This is a genomic window from Micromonospora sp. RP3T (assembly GCF_003027925.1).
Classification (GTDB): domain Bacteria; phylum Actinomycetota; class Actinomycetes; order Mycobacteriales; family Micromonosporaceae; genus Micromonospora.
On sequence record NZ_PYPS01000024.1, the window covers coordinates 14,970 to 35,239 of the forward strand.

A 20,270-nucleotide genomic window follows, 5' to 3' on the forward strand; every position below is an offset into this window, starting at 1 on the left:
CATGGACGACGTCACCGCACTGATCCTGGACGACCACGCCGCCTTCCGGCGCGGCTTCGCCCGACTCGACGACGCCCGCGACCCGGCCGAGATGCTGGCGATCTGGGAGGCGCTCGCCCTGCACCTGGACATCCACGCCGAGGCGGAGGAGGCCATCCTCTATCCGCACCTGGTGAGGCACGGCGACGACGGTGAGGACGAGACCGCCGACGCGATCGGCGACCACAACAAGATCCGCGACGCGATCGCCGAGGCCAAGCTGCACGAGGTCGGCTCGGACGCCTGGTGGGCGGCGGTCGGCACGGCCCGCCGGGAGAACAGCGAGCACCTGGCCGAGGAGGAGGACGAGGCGCTGCCCGACTTCCGCCGGCACGCGAGCGTGGAGCTGCGGGCCGAGCTGGGCGCGCGGTGGCTCACCTTCTACGGCGAGCACAAGAACGGCCGGGACCTGCCGTTCCGCGACAAGGACCCGCAGGGCTACGTGCGCGACCACCGCTGACGGGCCGATCTCCCCGGCGCGGGGGAGTCGCCCGGCGACCGGCGACGGGACAATGACCGGATGACGGTCCGGGGCGTGCTCGAGCCGCTGGTGCGCGGCAGCACCTGGCGGCGGGCCGTGTTCCTGCTGCTCGGCGGCGTGCTCGCGCTGCCGTACGCGCTGCTGGTGGTGGCGTTCGCGCAGCTGTTGACCAGCACGGAGGTCCCGCGCCCGCTCGGGTACGGGCTGCTGCTGGTCGGCGTCGGGCTGGCCGTGGTGCCGGTGTTCCTGGCGGGCAGCCGGGCGCTGGAGATCGCCGCCGCCCGGGCGCTGCTCGCGGTCGACCTGCCGGAGCCGCTGCCGGGCCACCGCGTGGACCGGGAGACCCGGTTGCGCGCCGCGCTCTGGATCGCCATGCACCTGGGCACCGGCGCGGCCGTGCTGTTCGCCGCGATCAGCGCGTTCCCGATGGCGCTGGTGTTCGTCGTCGGCCTGACCGGGATCGACACCGGGGCCGGGCCGGGCGAGCGGTTCGGGCCGTTCGACCCGACCCGCCCGGTGCCGGCCGGGCTGGCCGGGGTGGCCCTGCTGGTCGTGCTCGGGTACGCGGTGGCCGGGCTGGGCGCGCTTGCCGCCTCGATGGCGCCGGTGCTGCTCGGCCCGGCCCAGGCCGAGCGGATCGCCGCGTTGGAGGCCCGGGCCGTGCGGCTGGCCGAACGCAACCGGCTGGCCCGGGAACTGCACGACTCGGTCGGGCACGCGCTGACCGTGGCGACGCTCCAGGCCGGCGCCGCCCGGGAGCTGCTCGACACCGACCCGGAGTTCACCCGGCGGGCGCTGCGGGCCATCGAGGAGACCAGCCGGCGGGCCATGGACGAGCTCGACCAGGTGCTCGGGCTGCTCCGCGAGACGGACGCCGGGCGGTCCTCCGCGTCCACCGCGCCGCAGCCCACCCTGGCCGGTCTCGCCGACCTGGTCGCCGCCGCCCGGGCCGCCGGGCTGGTCGTCGAGTCCCGGGTCGACGGCCCGCTGGACGCGCTGCCCGCGGTGGTGTCCCGCGAGGGCTACCGGATCGTGCAGGAAGGGCTGACCAACGCGGCCCGACACGGCCGGGGACCGGTCACGCTGCGGGTCGGCGTACCCCCGGACGGGTTGGCCATCGAGCTGGTCAACACCGTGCGCGGCGGCACCGGCCCGACCGGCGGCGGACGCGGGCTGGACGGCATGCGGGAACGGGTGCTGCTGCTCGGCGGGCGGCTCGACGCCGGCCCGGTCGGGGACCGGTGGCGGGTCCGGGCCACCCTGCCGGCGCCGAGGAAGGAGCCCGGGTGACCATCGACGTGCTGATCGTGGACGACGACGAGCTGATCCGGGTCGGGCTGCGGGCCATCGTGGACGCCCAGCCGGACCTGCGCGTGGTCGGTGAGGCGGCGGACGGCGCGGCGGTGCCGCCACTGGTGGCCAGGCTGCGGCCACGGGTGGTGCTGATGGATGTGCGGATGCCGGCCATCGACGGCATCCAGGCCACCCGCCGGCTGCGCGCCGCCTCCGCCGACCCGCCGCGCGTGCTGGTGGTCACCACGTTCGCCAACGACGAGTACGTCTACGAGGCGCTGCGCGCCGGCGCGAGCGGCTTCCTGCTCAAACGGGCCCGCCCGGCCGAGGTGGTGGAGGCGATCCGGGTGGTCGCGGCCGGCGAGTCGCTGCTGTTCCCGGCCGCGATCCGGCAGCTCGTCGGCGCGTACGGGCGACGCGGCGGGGACCGGCTGGCCGCCGCCCGACTCACCGAGCGCGAGGCCGAGGTGCTGCGGCTGATGGCGGCCGGGCTGTCGAACCCGGAGATCGCCGCCCGGCTGGTGGTCGGCGGGGAGACGGTCAAGACACACGTCGGGAACGTGCTGGCCAAACTCGGGGTGCGGGACCGCACCCAAGCGGTGATCGCCGCGTACGAGTCGGGGTTCGTGGTCCCGACCGGCTGAGTTCCCCCGGCCGGGGGAGGCGTCTCACTCCGCCTCGGGAGGGCTTCGGGTCGCCGGGGGCCGAGGCTCGAACCATGACCGCCACGTCGCTCGCACCGACCCGTCATCGGTCCCGGACCGCGCCGCTCGCCGCCGGCTGGCTCGCGTTCTGGGGCGTGCTCGCCCTGATCTCCACCGTGACCCGCGCCGGCTACCCGTTCGGCGTGCACGACCGGGACCGCGACGTCAACCTGCTCCGCCTGGTGCCGGTGTCGGTCGGCCCGGCGCTGTTCGCGGCGCTGCTGCTCACCGCCGCGGTCGCCGCGCTGGCCATGGCCGGCCCGGTCGCCCACCCGTCCCGGCCGCTGCGCGCGCTGCTGCTCGGCTACGGCTGGACGGTCGCGTTCGGGCTGGCCGTGGTGGTGCCGGACACCCGGGTGCTGATCACGCTGGGCTACGCGCCGATCCTGCTCGTCGGCGCGCCGTTCGGCTGGCCACCTGTCGACTACGCCGACGTGTTCACCTGGACGCTGCTGTGCAAGACCGCCGCGATGGCGGGCGGGGTGCTGCTCGCCCTGGCGGTGCTCGGCTGGCAACGCCGTACCGCCGGGGCCTGTGCCGCCTGCGGCCGGGACGACGCCGGGCGGGGCTGGACCACAGCGGCCGCCGCGGCCCGCTGGGGGCGCTGGGCGGCCTGGACCGCCGCGGTCATCCCCACCCTGTACGCGCTCACCCGGCTCGCCTGGGCCGCCGGCATCCCACTCGGCATCTCCCGCGACTTCCTCGACGAGATGCACGACAGCGGGCTCGTCTGGGCGGGCGCCGGGCTGGGCGCCTTCGCGGTGGCCGGGGCGGCGCTCACGCTCGGGCTGGTCCGACCCTGGGGCGAGCGGTTCCCCCGGTGGATGGTCGGTCTGGCCGGCCGCCGGGTGCCGGCGTCGCTCGCCGTGGTGCCCGCCACGCTCGTCGCGCTCGCGGTCACCGCCGGCTCCCTCGGGCTGCTCACCGCCCCACGGTTCTGGGCGTTGACCGGCGGGTTCAGCCTCACCACGCTGCCGATGCTGCTCTGGCCGCTGTGGGGCGTGGCGCTCGGCGCCGCCGCGTACGCCTACCTGCTGCGCCGCCGCGGTGCCTGCCGCCGCTGCGAGCGCTGACCGCCCCCGGTGGTCGGTCCCGGTCACGGGGCGGGACCGACCACCGGGCGACGCGGGAAAACTGAGCTAGCGTGGTGCGGGTGAGCGCTCACTCCCAGGTTTCCCCGGCTCCGCCGGCCGAGCTGCCCGCCACGCTCGGCGCGCTGCGCGCGACCGGCCACCACTACCGCACCGTCAAGCAGGAACTCCGCGACAACCTCCTCGCCCGGATGCGGTCCGGCGAGGAGCGCTTCCCCGGCATCGTCGGCTACCAGGACACGGTGCTGCCCGAGGTCGAGCGGGCGCTGCTCGCCGGCCACGACATGGTGCTGCTCGGCGAGCGTGGGCAGGGCAAGACCCGGCTGATCCGCGCGCTCGGCGGGCTGCTCGACGAGTGGACCCCGGTGATCCCCGGCTCGGTGCTCAACGAGCACCCGATGCACCCGCTCACCCCGGCCAGCCGGGCCCGGGTGGCCGAGGCCGGCGACGACCTGTCGATCGGGTGGCTGCACCGCTCGATGCGCTACGGCGAGAAGCTCGCCACGCCGGACACCAGCGTGGGCGACCTGATCGGCGACGTCGACCCGGTCCGGCTCGCCCAGGGGCGTACGCTCGGCGACCCGGAGACCATCCACTTCGGCCTCGTCCCGCGCACCAACCGGGGCGTGTTCGCCGTCAACGAGCTGCCCGACCTGGCCGAACGGATCCAGGTGGCGCTGCTCAACGTGCTGGAGGAGCGGGACATCCAGGTCCGCGGCTACCAGCTCCGGCTGCCGCTGGACCTGCTGCTGGTGGCCAGCGCCAACCCGGAGGACTACACCAACCGGGGCCGGATCATCACCCCGCTCAAGGACCGCTTCGGCGCCGAGATCCGCACCCACTACCCGCTCGACCTGGAGCTGGAGCTGGAGCTGATCCGGCAGGAGGCCGACCTGGTCGCGACCGTGCCGGAGCACGTGCTGGAGGTGCTCGCCCGGTTCGCCCGCGGGGTGCGCGAGTCGCCGTCGGTGGACCCGCGCTCCGGGGTGTCCGCCCGGTTCGCCATCGCCGCCGCGGAGACCGTGGCCGCCGCCGCGCTGCGCCGCTCCGGCCTGCTCGCCGCCGGATCCGCCGGTGACACCGGATCCACCGGCGACACCGGGTCCACCGGTGACGCCGCCGACGCCGGGTCCCGCCGCGCGCCGGAGGAGGCGGTGGCGCGCGTCGGCGACGCGGTCTCGGTGACGTCGACGCTGCGCGGGAAGGTCGAGTTCGAGAGCGGCGAGGAGGGGCGCGAGATCGAGGTGCTCGCGCACCTGCTGCGTACCGCCACGGCGGAGACGTTCCGGGCCCGGCTGTCCGGGCTGGACCTGTCCGGCTTCACCGCGCTGGTCGCCGAGGGCGGCGCCGTCGAGACCGGGGAGCTGGTCTCCGCCACGGAGCTGCTGCGCCAGGTCGGCACCGTGCCGGGGCTGGCCAAGGTGCTCGACCGGCTCGGGCTGGGGGACGCGCCCAGCCCGGCGGAGGCCGCGGCCGGCGTCGAGTTCGTCCTCGAAGGGCTGCATCTGACCCGCCGGCTCGGCAAGGACGTCACCGACGCCGGGCGCACCGTCTACGGCGGCCGGGGCTGACCGTGGCCGGCAACCGGTTCCGGTACGGGCAGTGGCGCGGCGGGCCCGACCCGCTCGCCCCGCCGTACGACGTGCGTGCCGCGGTGGACGCGGTCGGCGCGGAGGTGCTCGGCGGGGGCAGCCTCCGGGAGGCGCTGCGGGACCTGCTGCGGCGCGGTCCGGACGGGCGCGGCGGCCTCCAGGACCTGGCCGCCCGGGCCCGCCGGCTGCGCCGGGAGGCGCTGCGCCGGGGCGACCTGGACGGCGCGGTGACCCGGGCCCGCGCGCTGCTCGACCAGGCGCTCGCCGCCGAGCGGGACGAGCTGCGGGGCCGCGACGGCGACGACGCCCGGTTCGCCGAGGCGGTGCTGGACAACCTGCCCCGGTCCACCGCGCGCGCGGTCTCCGAGCTGTCCGGGTACGACTGGGCCAGCGCCGAGGCCCGCCAGGCCTACCAGCGGATCCTCGACGGGCTGCGGGGCGACGTGCTGGAGCAGCGCTTCGCCGGGCTGCGGGCCGCGGCGCGGGCCGCCGGTGACCCGGATGCCCAGCGGCAGCTCGGCGACATGATGCGCGACCTCAACGAGCTGCTCGCCCGGCACGCCCGCTCGGAGGACACCACCGACGCGTTCGCCGAGTTCATGCGCCGGCACGGCGAGTTCTTCCCGGAACAGCCCCGGAACGTCGACGAGCTGATCGACGTGCTGGCCCGCCGGTCGGCGGCCGGGCAACGACTGATGCGGTCGCTGTCGGACCAGCAGCGCGAGGAGCTGGCCGGGCTGATGCGCCAGTCGCTCGGCGACCGGCTCGCCGGGGAGCTGTCCCAACTCGACGCGCACCTGCGCTCGCTGCGCCCCGACCTGAACTGGCAGCGCGGCGAACGCGTCCGGGGCGACCAGCCGCTCGGCTACGGCGAGGCGACCGGCGCGCTCGACGAGATCGCCGAGCTCGACGAGCTGCTGGACTCGCTCGACCAGGACCAGGCCGGCGCCACGCTTGACGACGTCGACGTCGACGCGGTGGCCCGGACGCTGGGCCGGGACGCCGCCGACGACGTACGCCGCCTGCGCGACCTGGAGCGGGAGCTGCGCCGCCAGGGCTGGGTGACCCGGGACGCGGAGGGGCTCACGCTCAGCCCGAAGGCGCTGCGCCGGCTCGCCGGCACCGCGCTGCGGCGGGTCTTCGCCGACCTGACGGCCGGTCCCCGGGGCCAGCACGACCTGCGGTCCGCCGGTGCGGCCGGCGAGGTCAGCGGCGCGTCCCGCCCCTGGGAGTACGGCGACGAGCAGCCGCTGGACGTGGTGCGCACGCTGACCCGGGCGGTCCGCCGGGCCGGCCCCGGCGTGCCGGTGCCGCTCGCGGTCGAGGATTTCGAGGTGATGGAGACCGAGCGTCGGGCGTCCGCGGCGGTGGTGCTCTGCGTCGACCTGTCGTACTCGATGATCTCGCAGGGGCGGTGGGGCCCGATGAAGCAGACGGCGCTGGCGCTGTCGCACCTGATGGCCACCCGGTTCCCGCAGGACGCGTTGCAGATCGTCGGCTTCGGGCGGGAGGCGATGCCGCTGACCCAGCAGGAGCTGGCGGCGGCGGAGCCGGACATGGAGCAGGGCACCAATCTTCAGCACGCGTTGCGGCTGGCGGGCCGGCACCTGCGCCGCCATCCGGGCGCGGAGCCGGTGGTGCTCGTGGTGACCGACGGCGAGCCGACCGCCCATCTGGATCCGGACGACGGCGAGGCGTACTTCAACTGGCCCCCGCTGCCGGAGACGATCGAGGCGACCATCCGCGAGGTGGACAAGCTGACCCGGTACGGCGCCACGCTCAACCTGTTCATGCTCGGTGACGACCCGGGCCTGCGCCGGTTCGTCGACGCGGTGGCCCGCCGTTCCGGTGGCCGGATGTTCACCCCCGACCTGAACGACCTCGGCGAGTACGTCGTCTCCGACTACCTCCGCGCCCGTCACGGCCGCCGCTGACCCCCGCCCGCCCCGCCGGGCTGCTGTCCCCGCGGATTCACGGAAAGCGTGGCCATTCCGCGCGCCATGGCCACGCTTTCCGTGAATCTGCGCGGGGCGGGGGTGGGATGGGGTTGGATGCGGGCATGGACGAGGTGGATGCCGGGGCGCTGCGGCGGGCGTACGACGAACTGCTCGCCGAGGTGGACGCGGGCGGGTTCGGGCCGCCGCCGGAGGGGGAGCTGAGCGCCGAGCAGATCGTCGCGCACCTCGCCGCCAACGACGAGCTGATGAGCGAGGCGACCGAGGCGGTGCTGGCCGGGTCGCCGTTCGCGTACTACGACCTGGACACCGTGCACCGCCCGCAGCTCGACGCGCTGGTCTCCGAGTGCGGCGGGCTGGACGCGCTGGCCGCGCTGCTGCGGGCCACCAGCCTGAAGCTCTGCGCGCTGGCCGAGCGGCTCGGCCCGGCCGCCGAGACGCCCGTCGAGACCGTGCTGCGCGAGGGCTTCGACCTGGACGTGGATGACGCGCTGCCCTGGGGGCGCGCGCTCGACCTGCACATCCGGGTGCACCTGCCGCTGCACCTGACCCAGCTCCGCGCGCTACGCCGGCAGCCCCACCTGGCCTGATCCCACGGGCGCGCGGAAGGCGCGACGGTAGGCGGTGGGGGCCACGCCCACCCGGGCGTGGAAGTGCTGGCGCAGCGCGGCGGTGGTGCCGAAGCCGGCGTCCCGGGCGATCCGGTCGACGCTCAGGTCGGTGGTCTCCAGCAGCACCCGGGCGTGCTCGGTGCGTTGCCGCAGCAGCCACTGCGCCGGGCTGAGCCCGGTCTCGGAGCGGAAGTGCCGGGTGAACGTGCGGACGCTCATCCGCGCGTGCGCGGCCATCTCGCGCAACGCGACAGGTTCGTGCAGCCGGTGCCGGGCCCACTCGCGGGTGGCCGCGGTGCCGGTGGCCGTGGCCGGGGGCACCGGCCGCTCGATGTACTGGGCCTGGCCGCCGTCGCGCCACGGCGGCACCACGCAGCGACGGGCCGCCCGGTTGGCCACCGCGCTGCCGTGGTCGGTGCGGATCACGTGCAGGCAGAGGTCGATGCCGGCGGCCACTCCGGCCGAGGTGAGCACCGGCCCGTCGTCGACGAAGAGCACCTCGGGGTCGAGCCGCACCCGGGGGTGCAGCCGCCGGAAGCGGGCCGCGTACGCCCAGTGGGTGGTGGCCGGTCGGCCGTCGAGCAGGCCGGCGGCGGCGAGCACGAACGCGCCGGTGCAGATGGACATGATCCGGGCGCCCCGCTCGTGGGCGGCGCGCAGCGCGTCCGCCACGTCGGCGTCCACCGTGCCGGCGGTGAGCGGTGGGCCCTCGTGGATGCCGGGAACGATCACCGTGTCGGCGGTGTCCAGCGCGTCGAGGTCGTGGTCGGGGAGCACCCGGAAGCCGCCCGTGCTGCGTACCGGACGGGCCCCGGCCGTGCAGGTGGTGACCGCGTACAGCCGGGTCCGGTCGGTGCCGCGGGCGGCGCCGAAGAGCTGGGCGGGGGTGCCGAGGTCGAGGGCGACCACGCCGTCCAGGGCGAGGACGACGACGCGGTGCGGCGGCCGGGCGGTCATGGCCCGATTATTGCGCATGATGGCTTTCCGGCCACTCGTCCCCGGAGCCCGCCGTGGCGAGACTCGGTGGGTGAGAAGACTGCACCCGGCCTGGCTGGTCGCCGGCGTCGCGTTCGTGGCGCTGGTCGGCGCCGCCGGCTTCCGGGCCACCCCGGGCGTCCTGCTGCACCCGTTGCACGCCGAGTTCGGCTGGCCGCTCGCCACCATCTCCGCCGCCGTCTCGGTCAACCTGCTGCTCTACGGCGTCACCGCCCCGTTCGCCGCGGCGCTGATGGACCGGTTCGGCATCCGCCGGGTGGTGGCCGTCGCGCTGCTGCTGGTGGCCGCCGGCAGCGGGCTGACCGTGGCGATGACCGAGAGCTGGCAGCTCATCCTCTGCTGGGGCGTCCTGGTCGGGCTGGGCACCGGCTCGATGGCGCTGGCGTTCGTGGCGACCGTCACCGGTCGCTGGTTCGTCCGCCGCCGGGGCCTGGTCACCGGCGTGCTCACCGCCGGCGGGGCGGCCGGGCAGCTGGTGTTCCTCCCGCTGCTCGCGGTGCTGGTGCGCGACCACGGGTGGCGGACGGCGGCACTCGTCGTGGCCGGGGCGGCGCTCGCCGTCGTACCCCTGGTGGGGTGGTTGCTGCGCGAGCACCCGGCGGATCTCGGCCGACCCGCCTACGGCGCCACCGAGGTCGTACCGCCGGCCCGGCCGGCGGGCGGCGCGGCGGGCCGCGCGGTCGGCGCGCTGGCCGCCGCCGCGCGGACCCGGCCGTTCTGGTTGCTGGCCGGCGGCTTCGCGATCTGCGGCGCGACCACGAACGGGCTGGTCGGCACGCACTTCGTGCCGGCCGCGCACGACCACGGCATGCCGGAGACCACCGCCGCCGGCCTGCTCGCCCTGGTCGGGATCTTCGACATCGCCGGGTCGGTGGCGTCCGGCTGGCTCACCGACCGGGTCGACAGCCGGCTGCTGCTCGGCGCCTACTACACGCTGCGCGGCGGATCGCTGCTGGTGCTGCCGAGCCTGTTCACCGGCCGGGCCGAGCCGAGCATGCTGGTCTTCGTCGTCTTCTACGGGCTGGACTGGGTGGCCACCGTGCCGCCGACGGTGGCGCTGTGCCGGGAGTGGTTCGGCGCGTCCGGCGCGGTGGTGTTCGGCTGGGTGTTCGCCGCGCACCAGGTGGGCGCCGCGCTGGCCGCCACCGGCGCCGGCCTGGTCCGGGACCGCCTCGGCGACTACGCGATGGCCTGGTACGTGGCCGGTGCGCTCTCGATCGGCGCGGCCGGGCTCTCCCTGCTGCTGCGCCGACGGCCCGCGCTCGCGTTGCCCGTGGTCGCGGCCGGCCGGCGGGCGTGGAGCTACCGGGGCTGAGTCAGCCGAGCGCCCACTGCTGCTCGGCGGCGCCACCGCACGGCGCCTGTGCCAGCTCCCGACCGGCCTCGGTGCCCGCGTCGTCGACCTGCGCGCACTTGCCGCTGTGCACGGCGACCAGCAGCACCGGCCCGCCGCCTGTCGGCTGGAGCTTCCACTGCTGGTTGGCCTGCCCGTTGCAGGACCACTGCTGCACGTCGGCGCCGTCGTCGGTGCTCGCCTCGTTGACGTCGAGGCACTTGCCGCTGGCGGCGTTGACCAGCAGGTAGGTGTCGGGGGCGACCGGCGTGACCACCCACTGCTGCTCCGGCCCACCGGTGCAGTCGGCGAGCGCGGCCTGCGCGCCCTCCGGGTCGTCGCCGGTGACGCCGACGCAGCGCCCGGACGGCACGCCCCGGATCACCCGGGGCGTGGCCACCGGCGCGGCCGGTGTCTCCGGCGTCGCGCTCGGCGTGGGTGACGGCGCGGCCCCGGTCGTCGGCGGGGCCGAACTCGGCTCGCTCTCCGCCGGGGTCGGCACGGCCGCCGCCGGCACCACCGGCCGGTCGGCCCCGCCGCCCAGCACGCCGGTCGCGAAGAACACCCCCAGGAGTACGCCGACCAGGCCGATGCCCAGCGCGGTCCGCATCAGTGGGTCCCGGGGCAGCCGGCTCCCGCCGCGGGCGGGGCGGGCACCGTAGACGGTGCCGGACGGGTCGGGACGCGGGTCGGCCATGGGGGCATCCTGACCCACCGGAGCCGCCGAGGGCCAGTCGCCCCGGCGGCCGGTGACTCAGTCGACGACCCGGACGTCCTTCCAGAACGCCACCCGGTCCCGCACCATCTCGGCCCCGGACTTCGGGTCGGGGTAGTACCAGACCGCGTCCGGGCTGGTGGCGCCCTCGTGTTCCAGCGTGTAGTAGGAGGCGGTGCCCTTCCACGGGCAGACCGTGTGCGTGTCGGAGGAGCGGATCAGGTCGTCGCGCAGGGCCGTACGCGGAAAGTAGTGGTTGCCCTCGACCAGCACGGTGTCGTCGCTCTCCGCGATGACCAGGTCGTTCCAGACTGCTTTCGGCATGGCCTCCACGCTATGCCGGGGTCGGCCCGCCGGCCACCGTTGAGGGGCCGCGAATTGTCGGCCCGGGGCGTAAAGTGATCTCATGCGAGCTGTCCGTGATCATGAACGGGCGGTGGACGCGCTCCGGCGGTCCTACGCCGCGGTGCCCGCCGGCGAAACGGTGCGGCTGGCCAAGCAGACGTCGAACCTGTTCCGTCCCCGTTCCGCGCCCCGGGTCCCGGGGCTGGACGTGCGCGGGCTGACCGGGGTGCTCGACGTCGACGCGACGGCCCGCACCGCCGACGTGCAGGGCATGTGCACCTATGAGGATCTGGTCGACGCGACGCTCCCGCATGGGCTGATGCCGCTGGTCGTGCCGCAGTTGCGCACCATCACGCTGGGCGGTGCGGTGACCGGCCTGGGCATCGAGTCGACGTCGTTCCACAACGGCCTGCCGCACGAGTCGGTGACCGAGATGGACGTGCTCACCGGCGCGGGGGAGCTGATCACCACCCGCCCTCTGGGCGAGCACGCCGAGCTGCACCGCGCGTTCCCCAACTCGCTGGGCAGCCTCGGTTACGCCACCCGGCTGCGCATCGAGCTGCAACCGGTCGGCCGGCACGTGGCGCTGCGCAACATCCGGTTCACCCGGCTGGAGGAGCTGGTCGACGCGATCGGCGAGGTGGTCGACAAGGGCGCGTTCGGGGGCGAGCCGGTCGACGCCATGGACGGCGTGATGTTCAGCCCCGGCGAGTCCTACCTGGTGCTCGCCACGTTCACCGACCAGGCCGACGGCCGTCCGTCCGACTACACCGGCCAGGAGATCTACTACCGCTCCCTGCGTCGGCGCACCCGCGACGTGCTGACCGCGTACGACTATCTCTGGCGGTGGGACACCGACTGGTTCTGGTGCTCGTCCGCGTTCGGCGTGCAGCACCCGGTGGTCCGGCGGCTCTGGCCGCAGCGCTACCGGCGCAGCGACTTCTATCACAAGATCGTGCGCTTCGAGCACCGGCACCAGGTGGCCGCCCGGGTCGACAGGTGGCGGGGCCGGCCGGCGCGCGAGCGGGTGGTGCAGGACGTGGAGATCCCGCTGGCGCGTACGCCGGAGTTCCTGCGCTGGTTCGCGGCGCACGTGGGCATGGATCCCGTGTGGCTCTGCCCGCTGCGGTTGCGGGAGCCGGCCGGCCCGGGATCGGCCCGGGCGTGGCCGCTGTATCCGCTCCAACCGGGCGAGACCTATGTGAACATCGGCTTCTGGGGCAGCGTCCCGATCACGCCGGGCGCCGCCGACGGCGACGTCAACCGGCAGATCGAGCACATGGTGTCGGAGACGGGCGGCCACAAGTCGCTCTACTCCGACGCGTACTACGACCGGGCCGCGTTCGACCGGCTCTACGGCGGGGAGACCTGGCGCGCCGTGAAGGATCGCTACGACCCGGATCACCGACTCACCGGACTGTACGAGAAGGCGGTATCCCGAGCATGAGTCTGACCGACCGAACTCCGGGGGCGGCGAGCACCCCGGCCGGGCCGCCCACGGGCGGCCGGCGCACCGGACCGACCGTCGCGGACGTGATCCGCGCGGTGACCACCGGCGACCTGCCCGTCCGGGTCACCGGGTACGACGGCAGCGCGGTGGGCCCGGCCGACGCCGGGATCACCCTGGCGATCCGCACCGAGCGGGGCCTGTCGTACCTGCTCACCGCGCCGGGTGACCTGGGCATGGCCCGGGCCTACGTCAGCGGCGACCTGGGGCTCGACGGCGTGCACCCCGGTGACCCGTACGAGGCGTTGCAGGTGCTCAAGGACGAGATGCCGCTGCGGATGCCGCCGGTGGCCGACGCGCTGGCCCTGGTCAAGGGGCTGGGCTGGGAGCGGCTGCGGCCCCCGCCGGCCCCGCCGCAGGAGGCGGCGCCGCGCTGGAAGCGGGTGGTGAACGGGCTGCGTCACTCGCGGGCGCGGGACAGCACCGCGATCTCCCACCACTACGACGTGTCGAACGCCTTCTACGAGAAGGTGCTCGGCGAGTCCATGACGTACACCTGCGCGGTCTTCCGCACTCCCGGCGACACGCTGGAGGAGGCGCAGCGGGCCAAGTACGACCTGGTCGCCGGCAAGCTGGCGCTCACGCCGGGGATGCGGCTGCTGGATGTCGGCTGCGGCTGGGGCGGCATGGTCAGGCACGCGGCCCGGGAGTACGGCGTCAAGGCGCTGGGCGTGACGCTGTCCAGGGCGCAGGCCGAGTGGGCGCAGGCCGCGATCGAGCGGGAAGGGCTGGGCGACCTGGCCGAGGTGCGGCACCTCGACTACCGGGACGCGCCGCGCGAGCAGTTCGACGCGATCTCCTCGATCGGGCTGACCGAGCACATCGGCGTGCGCAACTACCCGGCCTACTTCGGCGCGTTGCGGTCCCGGCTCAAGCCCGGTGGGCGGCTGCTCAACCACTGCATCACCCGGGCCGACAACCGGGCGCCGCACCGCTCCGGCGCGTTCATCGACAGGTACGTCTTCCCGGACGGTGAGCTGGCCGGCCCGGGGCGGCTGATCAGCGAGATCCACGACGCCGGGTTCGAGGTGCACCACGAGGAGAACCTGCGCCAGCACTACGCGCTGACGCTGGCCGGCTGGTGCCGCAACCTGGTCGAGCACTGGGACTTCTGCGTCAACGAGGTCGGCCCGGGCACCGCCCGGGTGTGGGGCCTCTACATGGCCGGCTCCCGGATGGCGTTCGAGCGCAACGAGATCCAACTGCACCAGGTGCTCGCCACGCACAACGGCCCGCAGGGGGTGAACGGCTACCCGCTGCGTCCGGACTGGACGCCCTGACCCGTACCGACGAGAGGCCGCGCGGACCGCGCGGCCTCTCGTCGAGGTCATTGACAAACAATTTTTGTACGTACAAACTTGCTTTTGCCATGAGAGACGTCCTGTACCTGGAAGCACGCGAGCAGGCGGAGACCCTGCTCAAACCGCAGCGCATCGAGGTGCTGCGGCAGCTCGCCGAGCCGCGCACCTGCACCGAGGTCGCCGCTCGGCTGGACCAGACGCCGCAGCGCGTCTACTACCACGTCAAGCAACTGGTCGCGGCCGGCCTGGCCGAGCAGGTCGCGCAGCGGCAGGTGCGCGGCATCACCGAAGGCATCTACCAGGCCGTCGCCCGGTCCTACTGGCTCTCCCCACGGCTGGTCGGCCGCATCGGCGCCGGGCGCCGGGTGCGCGACGAGCTGAGCCTCGGCTACCTGCTCGACCTGATGGAGGAGGTCCAGGCGGACATCGCCGCGCTGGACCGCGCCGCCCCGGAGCTGCCCTCGATCGGCGTCTCCGGCGAGATCCGGGTGCCCGCCGAGCGGCGCCAGGAGTTCCTGCACGACCTGCAGTCGACGCTGCGGGACCTGTTCACCCGATACGGCGGCGCCGAGGGAGACCCCTTCAAGCTCGCCGTGGCCTGCTACCCGAAAGGCGACAACGCTGATGACTGAGCCGCTGACCGTCCGCGCCCGCCTCGCCGCCGACGTGGCGACCGTCCGCCGCGCGCTGACCGACCCGGCCGAGCTGCGCGTGTGGCTCGCCGAGCACGCCGAGGTCGAGCTGCCCCGGCGGTACGAGTTCTGGGGCCGCTTCACGCCCGAGGGTGACGCGCCGCACCAGCGGCTGCGGCACGTCGACGACACGTCACTGCGCTTCACGTGGACGCTCGACGGGGTGGAGACCACCACCGAGATCGAGTTGGCGCCCGACGGCGACGCCACGATCCTCACGCTGCGGCAGAGCCACTTCTCCTTCGAGGAGGCGATGAGCGGCAGCAGCATCCGGGGCGTGCTCCAGACGTACTGGGCGCTGTCGATCGCCAACCTCAACGCGCACCTGGAGGGCCGGCCGCTGCTGCCGCGTACCGACTTCACCGCCGCCGACCTGCGCGGCGAGCTGCTGATCGACGCCCCGATCGACGCGGTGTGGACCTCGCTGACCGACTCGGAGCAGGCCAGCGCCTGGTTCGGCTACCCGATCGGCATCGAACCGTGGGCGGGCGGTCGCTACGCGATGGGCGGCTTCGACACGGGCTACGTCGCCAAGGTGCTCGACGTGACGCCCGGGCAGGCCATCTCCGTCGACTGGGGCCCCACCGGCGTCAGCACCTGGGAGCTGGCCGAGTCCGCCGGCCGGACGAAGCTGACGTTCGTGCAGTCCGGCTTCGACGAGGGCCACCCCCCGTACGCGGCCTGGACCGGCACCGTGGCCGGCCTGGCCGAGCTGCGCCGCTTCCACGAACTCCCCGCCTGGCGCCCCATCTGGCTCTGAGGTGTAAGGAGGGGCCCCCTGTTAACGCCTCAGGTATAGGAGGGGGCCCCGCTTAACACGTGCCCCGGGTGGGTAATGCCGGGCGATGTTCTTCATCTTCGGGCTGCGGACCAAGGTCACCCGGTCCGGTGTCGTCACCCGGGTCTGCCGTCACTGCGGTAACCAGGCCGCACAGGTGATCACCCGGCGGGCCACGAAGTTCAGCCTCTTCTTCGTCCCGCTGATCCCGGTCCGCACCCGGTACGCGCAGCAGTGCACGTTCTGCGGCGCCGAGTACGACATCTCCCGCGCCGAGGCCGAGCGCCTCCCGGTCGGCTGACCGTGACGCGCTTCCTCTGCTGGCTGATGGGGCGGCAGATGGTCACCCCACCCGCCGTACCGGTGCACACCGCCGCCCGTCCGCCCTGTACGCCCGGCCGCCGGCACCGTCGCCGCAGCCGGCCGGCGGCGGGCGCGCTGTCCCCGCGCTCGCCGTGGAACCGTTCCGCCGGACGCTGAGCCGCCAGAGCGGGTGTTAAGCGGGGCCCCCTCCTCTACCGGAGGCGTTAACCGGGGCCCCCTCCTTACACTTCATCGGGTGGAAGATCGGCTGGGGGAGATTCGGGGTGGGGGGCCGCCGCGGCGGCACAACGCCCGCACCATCGCGGCGCTGACCGGCAACCCCGGGTGCACCCGGCGCGCCGTGCTGGACAGCGCCGGCGCGGACAAGCCGGCGCTGGCCGAGCGGCTGGGCTTCCCGGCGCGGTTCGGGCAGTCCCGGTTCGCCATCACCCGGGGCAACGCGTTCGAGGCCCAGGTCAAGGCGGACGGCGGGGTGGAGCTGCTGCGGCTGGTGGCGGAGCGGCTCGGCGTACCGGTGCCGGCGGGCGCGACCTGGACGGACCTGGGCGGCGACGACGACCGGACGGCACGCTCCCGGGCGGCGTTGACGGCGGGCGGGGACGGCCCGGCGCTCTTCGACCATCCGCTGCTCGGCCTGGACGTGGCCGGCCGACGCGTGCACCTGGAACCGGACCTGGTCGCCGCGCGGTTGGCCGGCCGGTTCCACGTCGTGGAGATCAAGTCGTTTCCGGTGATCGACGGGCAGGCCGACCCGGCGAAGGTGGCCGCCGCCGCGATCCAGTCCGCGGTCTACGTGCTGGCCCTGCGGGAGCTGCTCGCCGCCGCGGGACGCGATCCGGAGCTGGTCTCGCACGAGGTGGTGCTGATCTGCCCGCACGACTTCGCCAACCGGCCGGTGGCCAGCCTGCTCGACGTCCGCCGGCAGCTCCTGGTGCTGCGCCGGCAGCTCGCCCGGATGGCCCGCGTCGACGACCTGCTCGAGACCCTGCCGGCCGGCTTCACCGCCGACCCGGCGGCCGACCCGGCCACGCTGGCCGCCGCGTTGCACGAGGTGCCGGCCCGCTACGCGCCGGACTGCCTGGCCGCCTGCGAGCTGGCCTTCTTCTGCCGGCACGAGGCGCGCGGCCAGACCGGCGCGCTGGGTCGGCCGGTCCGGGAGGCGCTCGGCGGTGTGCCGGCGGTGGCGGACGTGCTGGCGCTCGCCGAGGGCGTCCGTACCCCGGAGCCGGAGCAGGCGGAGGCCGCCGCGCTGCTGCGGGCCGCCGCGCGCCTGCGCGCCGACGCCCTCGCCGGAAACCCCGCATGAGTACGCCTCCGGCGGCGCGGGCGCGTCGAGCGGGGGAGCCGCGGTGAGTACGCTGCGCGCGCTGGCCCGGGCACAGGCGGTCGCCGCCGGGCGGGCCCAGCCGGTGGCCACGGTCCGGCACCTGCACCTGTCGGACCGGCCGCTGGTGCTGGTGCCGCTGGCCCTCGCGGGTGAGGCGAACGCTCCGCTGGCCGTGCTGGTGGGTGCCGCGCCGGACGAGGCCCGGCTGCTGGTGGTGCCGCAGCCCCGCAACCGGGACCAGCGGTTCGCGTTCGCCGCCGAGTTGGCCGGCATCGTGTTGCCCTACCTGGACTCGTTCCGCGGCGTGACCGAGGCGGTGGCGGTGGACCGGGGCCGGGACGTCCGCCACCGGTACGTCGACGCGCCGCAACTGCTGGTGCCGAACCCGGCCGGGATCACGTTCCTGCGGCTGTTCGGCCGGTCCACCCGGTTCCGCCGTCCGGACGGCGACCATCCGGTGTACCCGTCGGTGCCGCTGCTCGGTCGCTGGTTGACGTTCTTCGCGGAGCGGGCCGAGCAGCCCGGCTCGGCGGCGCTGCTGGCGATGACCGACGCGTTGACGCTGCACTGGGCGACCGGGCAGAGCGCGGTGGAGGACCTGCACCTGCCGGCGGTGCTCGGCTGGCTCGACCCGCCGCCGGGGTCGACCGGGGCCGAGGCGGCGCTGCGGGCCGAGGACCCGGCGCTCGTGCCACCGGCCGGGCCGGCCACCGACCCGGACTTCGACAACCACCGGCTGGCCCCGGCGATCGAGGCGTACGCCGGGGCGGAGGACGATCCGGCGGCGTACGACGAGCTTGCCGGGCTGCTGCGCGGCCAGCTCGCACCCACCTGGGAGCTGATGTGGCGCGGTGTCGGGCTCATGCGGGCGTTGCCGCCCGGCGCGCGGGTGGCGGGTCGGTGGGCGGGGGACCGGGACGCGTTCACCGGGTACGCCGAGCACGTCGACGCCGACGGTGGTCCGCAGCCGCGCCGGGACGGCGCGGTGGCCGCGGCGCTGCGGTTGCAGCGGCTGGAGCGGGCGTTGACCGCGTGGGCGGTGCAGCGGGCGTACGACGATCCGCTGGTGATGGCCGAGCACCGGTTGGCCGGGGAGGCGTTCGTGGGCGAGGTGACGCTGGCGGATCCGAAGCGGGTGGACGACTCCGGCCGGCGTCCGGTGCTGCGGCCCCGGATCCAGGTGGTGACCGTCGAGCCGGTGCCGATGCCGGTGGGCGCGACGCTGTACTCGCCGGCCCGGCCGGGGCAGAAGGCGACCGTGGTGTTCGTGACCCCGGGCGGGGACGGCAAGACGGAGGTGGTGCTGGAGCTGTCCGGCGGGATGGGGCGCGGGCTGACCGCGCCGGCCGGCAGCGTGCCGGAGGTGGGGGAGCGGATCTGCCTGACCAGTCTCTCCGACGGCTACCTGCCGGGTGGCGTGTTCCCGACGCCGGAGGAGACGCCGTGGACGCACGGCGGACCGCCGGAGCATCACGACGGGTAGTTGTATCAATTCATTCACATGCTTGAAACTTAATCGGTTCAGTAGTGCACTGGTGGCAGCCACACCCGCCCCCTGACCCGAAAAGGTGACCCATGCGAAGCCGCAGGATCCGCCTCGCGTCGACCGCCGCCGCCACCGTCCTGGCCGCCGCCACCGCGCTCTCCGTCGTCGCGCCGGCCGAGGCGCACACCGTCGCCCCGGCCAACGCCAACGCGTCCACCGCCACCCGCAACGTGCTCAACTGGCTCGCCCACCTGCCCAACCGCAGCAGCAACCGGGTCGCCTCCGGCTTCTTCGGCGGCTACAGCAACAGCGGCTTCTCGCTCAGCCAGACCGAGGAGCTGCGCGCCGCCACCGGCCAGTACCCGGCGATCCTGAGCTGCGACTACGGCTCCGGCTGGGCGACCAACAACGACATCACCGCGCTCGTCGACTACTCCTGCAACTCGTCGCTGAAGTCCTGGTCGGCCAGCGGGGGCCTGGTCACCATCAGCGTGCACCTGCCCAGCCCGGCCAACGCCAACGGGGGCGGGCTGAACACCCCGATGGGCAACTTCGCCGACCTGCTCAACCCGTCGACCGCCGCCGGCGCCCGCTGGCGTCAGCTCCAGGACAAGATGGCCGCCGGCCTCCAGGACCTGGAGAACGCCGGGGTGCCGGTGCTGTTCCGACCGTTCCACGAGGTCAACGGCGACTGGTTCTGGTGGGGCAACCGCGACCCGAACACGTTCAAGCAGGTCTGGCAGCAGATGTACACCTACCTCACCGGCACCAAGGGGCTGGACAATCTGCTCTGGGTCTACTCGGCCGACTTCAGCCGGGGCAACCGCACCACCTACTACCCGGGCAACTCCTACGTGGACGTCGTCGGCATGGACGCGTACGACGACAACCCGCAGGTCTCCGGCATCCAGTCCGCGTACAGCGAGCTGGTCGGGCTGGGCAAGCCGTTCGCGTTCGCCGAGATCGGGCCGGACAGCCAGGGCTCGTTCGACTACGGGCGCTGGGTCACCGCGTTCCAGCAGAGCTACCCGAAGACGTCCTACTTCCTGGCCTGGAACGACGGCTGGGGCCCGGCCCGCAACGCCGGCGCGAGCACGCTGTTCAACAACTCCTGGATCGCCAACCGGGGCGAGGTCGACCTCGGTAACGTCACCGAGCCGGGTGGCGGCGGCACCACCCCGCCCCCGTCCGGCGGCACGCTGCTCAACGGGTTCGAGTCCGGCACCGAGGGTTGGACCGGCGCAGGCGTCACCGGCGGGCCCTGGCAGGTCACCGAGTGGGCGGCGGAGGGCACCCGCTCGCTGAAGTCCGACGTCAACCTGGGCGCCGGGGCCGCGTACCTGAAGAAGTCCGCCACCACCAGCCTGAGCGGGCGCGGCACGCTGCGGGCCACCGCGCGCGTCGCGCCGTGGGGCAGTTTCGGTACCGGCAGCCAGGCGAAGCTCTACGTCAAGACCGGCGCCGGCTGGCAGTGGTTCGACGGCGGCACGGTCGCGGTCACCTCGGCCGGGGTGAACCTGTCGCTGCCGCTGGCCGGCGTGGCCAACCTCGGCGACGTGCGGGAGATCGGCGTGCAGTTCGTGCCGGGCAGTGGCGCGGGCGGCACCTCGGCGATCTATGTGGACAACGTCACCGTCCAGTGACGACGGACCGGTCCGGTTCGGCTGGCTGTCGCTCTTGGGCGGTTATGTTCCGGCGTG

Annotated in this window: 20 protein-coding genes; 17 read left to right on the top strand and 3 right to left on the bottom strand. The window is 74.6% G+C overall.

Going from position 1 to position 20,270, the window contains the following annotated elements; translation table 11 throughout:
- The first annotated feature begins 1 nt into the window (after position 1).
- The 7 genes from C8054_RS19540 to C8054_RS19570 all read left to right on the top strand — a co-directional run bounded on the left by C8054_RS19540 (position 2) and on the right by C8054_RS19570 (position 7,745).
- The gene (locus C8054_RS19540) at positions 2-499 is read left to right on the top strand and encodes a hemerythrin domain-containing protein (protein ID WP_107158258.1); all 498 of its coding nucleotides are present in this window, start codon (positions 2-4) and stop codon (positions 497-499) included.
- Positions 500-559: 60 nt separating this feature from the next.
- Positions 560-1,810, top strand: a complete 1,251-nt coding sequence (locus C8054_RS19545) for a sensor histidine kinase (protein ID WP_107158259.1) — start codon at positions 560-562, stop codon at positions 1,808-1,810.
- Positions 1,807-2,457 carry a response regulator transcription factor gene (locus C8054_RS19550; RefSeq protein ID WP_107158260.1) on the top strand — a complete coding sequence of 217 codons (651 nt, stop codon included), beginning with the start codon at positions 1,807-1,809 and terminating at the stop codon, positions 2,455-2,457. The genes C8054_RS19545 and C8054_RS19550 overlap by 4 nt, the downstream gene beginning before the upstream one ends.
- A gap of 74 nt (positions 2,458-2,531) precedes the next feature.
- A complete protein-coding gene (locus C8054_RS19555) occupies positions 2,532-3,590 on the top strand; it encodes a hypothetical protein (RefSeq protein ID WP_107158261.1) in 1,059 nt (352 codons plus the stop codon).
- A 71-nt stretch (positions 3,591-3,661) separates the two neighbouring features.
- The gene (locus C8054_RS19560; protein ID WP_107158262.1) at positions 3,662-5,179 is read left to right on the top strand and encodes a magnesium chelatase; all 1,518 of its coding nucleotides are present in this window, start codon (positions 3,662-3,664) and stop codon (positions 5,177-5,179) included.
- Positions 5,180-5,181: 2 nt separating this feature from the next.
- The gene (locus C8054_RS19565; protein WP_107158263.1) at positions 5,182-7,134 is read left to right on the top strand and encodes a VWA domain-containing protein; all 1,953 of its coding nucleotides are present in this window, start codon (positions 5,182-5,184) and stop codon (positions 7,132-7,134) included.
- A 134-nt stretch (positions 7,135-7,268) separates the two neighbouring features.
- Positions 7,269-7,745 carry a hypothetical protein gene (locus tag C8054_RS19570; RefSeq protein WP_107158775.1) on the top strand — a complete coding sequence of 159 codons (477 nt, stop codon included), beginning with the start codon at positions 7,269-7,271 and terminating at the stop codon, positions 7,743-7,745.
- Here the strand turns inward: C8054_RS19570 and C8054_RS19575 are convergent.
- Entirely contained in the window at positions 7,719-8,741 is a 1,023-nt protein-coding gene (locus tag C8054_RS19575) for a GlxA family transcriptional regulator (protein ID WP_107158264.1), read from the bottom strand. The genes C8054_RS19570 and C8054_RS19575 overlap by 27 nt on opposite strands.
- Position 8,742: 1 nt before the next feature.
- Between C8054_RS19575 and C8054_RS19580 the strand changes: the two genes are divergently transcribed.
- A complete protein-coding gene (locus C8054_RS19580) occupies positions 8,743-10,077 on the top strand; it encodes an MFS transporter (RefSeq protein WP_107158265.1) in 1,335 nt (444 codons plus the stop codon).
- 1 nt (position 10,078) lies between these two features.
- On the opposite strand, the gene C8054_RS19585 is transcribed toward C8054_RS19580, so the two are convergent.
- Positions 10,079-10,792, bottom strand: a complete 714-nt coding sequence (locus C8054_RS19585; RefSeq protein WP_107158266.1) for an RICIN domain-containing protein — start codon at positions 10,790-10,792, stop codon at positions 10,079-10,081.
- Positions 10,793-10,849: 57 nt separating this feature from the next.
- Positions 10,850-11,134 carry a DUF427 domain-containing protein gene (locus tag C8054_RS19590; protein WP_107158777.1) on the bottom strand — a complete coding sequence of 95 codons (285 nt, stop codon included), beginning with the start codon at positions 11,132-11,134 and terminating at the stop codon, positions 10,850-10,852.
- A gap of 82 nt (positions 11,135-11,216) precedes the next feature.
- Between C8054_RS19590 and C8054_RS19595 the strand changes: the two genes are divergently transcribed.
- The 9 genes from C8054_RS19595 to C8054_RS19630 all read left to right on the top strand — a co-directional run bounded on the left by C8054_RS19595 (position 11,217) and on the right by C8054_RS19630 (position 20,213).
- Positions 11,217-12,602, top strand: coding sequence for an FAD-binding oxidoreductase (locus C8054_RS19595; RefSeq protein WP_107158267.1), 1,386 nt, complete (start codon positions 11,217-11,219; stop codon positions 12,600-12,602).
- On the top strand, positions 12,599-13,942 hold the full coding sequence (locus tag C8054_RS19600; RefSeq protein ID WP_107158268.1) for a class I SAM-dependent methyltransferase: 1,344 nt from the start codon (positions 12,599-12,601) through the stop codon (positions 13,940-13,942). Before C8054_RS19595 ends, C8054_RS19600 begins: the two co-directional genes overlap by 4 nt.
- A gap of 89 nt (positions 13,943-14,031) precedes the next feature.
- Positions 14,032-14,595, top strand: a complete 564-nt coding sequence (locus tag C8054_RS19605) for a helix-turn-helix domain-containing protein (protein ID WP_107158269.1) — start codon at positions 14,032-14,034, stop codon at positions 14,593-14,595.
- The gene (locus C8054_RS19610) at positions 14,588-15,415 is read left to right on the top strand and encodes an SRPBCC family protein (protein ID WP_107158270.1); all 828 of its coding nucleotides are present in this window, start codon (positions 14,588-14,590) and stop codon (positions 15,413-15,415) included. Before C8054_RS19605 ends, C8054_RS19610 begins: the two co-directional genes overlap by 8 nt.
- Positions 15,416-15,500: 85 nt before the next feature.
- Positions 15,501-15,734, top strand: coding sequence for a zinc-ribbon domain-containing protein (locus tag C8054_RS19615; protein ID WP_107158271.1), 234 nt, complete (start codon positions 15,501-15,503; stop codon positions 15,732-15,734).
- 2 nt (positions 15,735-15,736) lie between these two features.
- Entirely contained in the window at positions 15,737-15,913 is a 177-nt protein-coding gene (locus tag C8054_RS32070; RefSeq protein ID WP_158273874.1) for a hypothetical protein, read from the top strand.
- 79 nt (positions 15,914-15,992) lie between these two features.
- Complete coding sequence (locus C8054_RS19620) at positions 15,993-17,063, top strand: hypothetical protein (RefSeq protein WP_107158272.1); 1,071 nt, start codon at positions 15,993-15,995, stop codon at positions 17,061-17,063.
- 43 nt (positions 17,064-17,106) lie between these two features.
- Positions 17,107-18,567 (top strand): hypothetical protein, encoded by a 1,461-nt coding sequence (locus C8054_RS19625; RefSeq protein WP_107158273.1) that lies wholly within the window; start codon positions 17,107-17,109, stop codon positions 18,565-18,567.
- 92 nt (positions 18,568-18,659) lie between these two features.
- The gene (locus tag C8054_RS19630; protein WP_107158657.1) at positions 18,660-20,213 is read left to right on the top strand and encodes a glycosyl hydrolase; all 1,554 of its coding nucleotides are present in this window, start codon (positions 18,660-18,662) and stop codon (positions 20,211-20,213) included.
- The last annotated feature ends 57 nt before the right edge of the window (positions 20,214-20,270 follow it).

Excerpts from the sequence above, each read along its gene's own strand:
- C8054_RS19540 (WP_107158258.1), top strand. The coding sequence starts at position 2 with ATGGACGACGTCACCGCACTGATCCTGGACGACCACGCCGCCTTCCGG.
- C8054_RS19545 (WP_107158259.1), top strand. The coding sequence starts at position 560 with ATGACGGTCCGGGGCGTGCTCGAGCCGCTGGTGCGCGGCAGCACCTGG.
- C8054_RS19555 (WP_107158261.1), top strand. The coding sequence starts at position 2,532 with ATGACCGCCACGTCGCTCGCACCGACCCGTCATCGGTCCCGGACCGCG.
- C8054_RS19575 (WP_107158264.1), bottom strand. The coding sequence starts at position 8,741 with ATGCGCAATAATCGGGCCATGACCGCCCGGCCGCCGCACCGCGTCGTC.
- C8054_RS19580 (WP_107158265.1), top strand. The coding sequence starts at position 8,743 with ATGGCTTTCCGGCCACTCGTCCCCGGAGCCCGCCGTGGCGAGACTCGG.
- C8054_RS19585 (WP_107158266.1), bottom strand. The coding sequence starts at position 10,792 with ATGGCCGACCCGCGTCCCGACCCGTCCGGCACCGTCTACGGTGCCCGC.
- C8054_RS19590 (WP_107158777.1), bottom strand. The coding sequence starts at position 11,134 with ATGCCGAAAGCAGTCTGGAACGACCTGGTCATCGCGGAGAGCGACGAC.
- C8054_RS19595 (WP_107158267.1), top strand. The coding sequence starts at position 11,217 with ATGCGAGCTGTCCGTGATCATGAACGGGCGGTGGACGCGCTCCGGCGG.
- C8054_RS19600 (WP_107158268.1), top strand. The coding sequence starts at position 12,599 with ATGAGTCTGACCGACCGAACTCCGGGGGCGGCGAGCACCCCGGCCGGG.
- C8054_RS19605 (WP_107158269.1), top strand. The coding sequence starts at position 14,032 with ATGAGAGACGTCCTGTACCTGGAAGCACGCGAGCAGGCGGAGACCCTG.
- C8054_RS19610 (WP_107158270.1), top strand. The coding sequence starts at position 14,588 with ATGACTGAGCCGCTGACCGTCCGCGCCCGCCTCGCCGCCGACGTGGCG.
- C8054_RS19615 (WP_107158271.1), top strand. The coding sequence starts at position 15,501 with ATGTTCTTCATCTTCGGGCTGCGGACCAAGGTCACCCGGTCCGGTGTC.
- C8054_RS19630 (WP_107158657.1), top strand. The coding sequence starts at position 18,660 with ATGCGAAGCCGCAGGATCCGCCTCGCGTCGACCGCCGCCGCCACCGTC.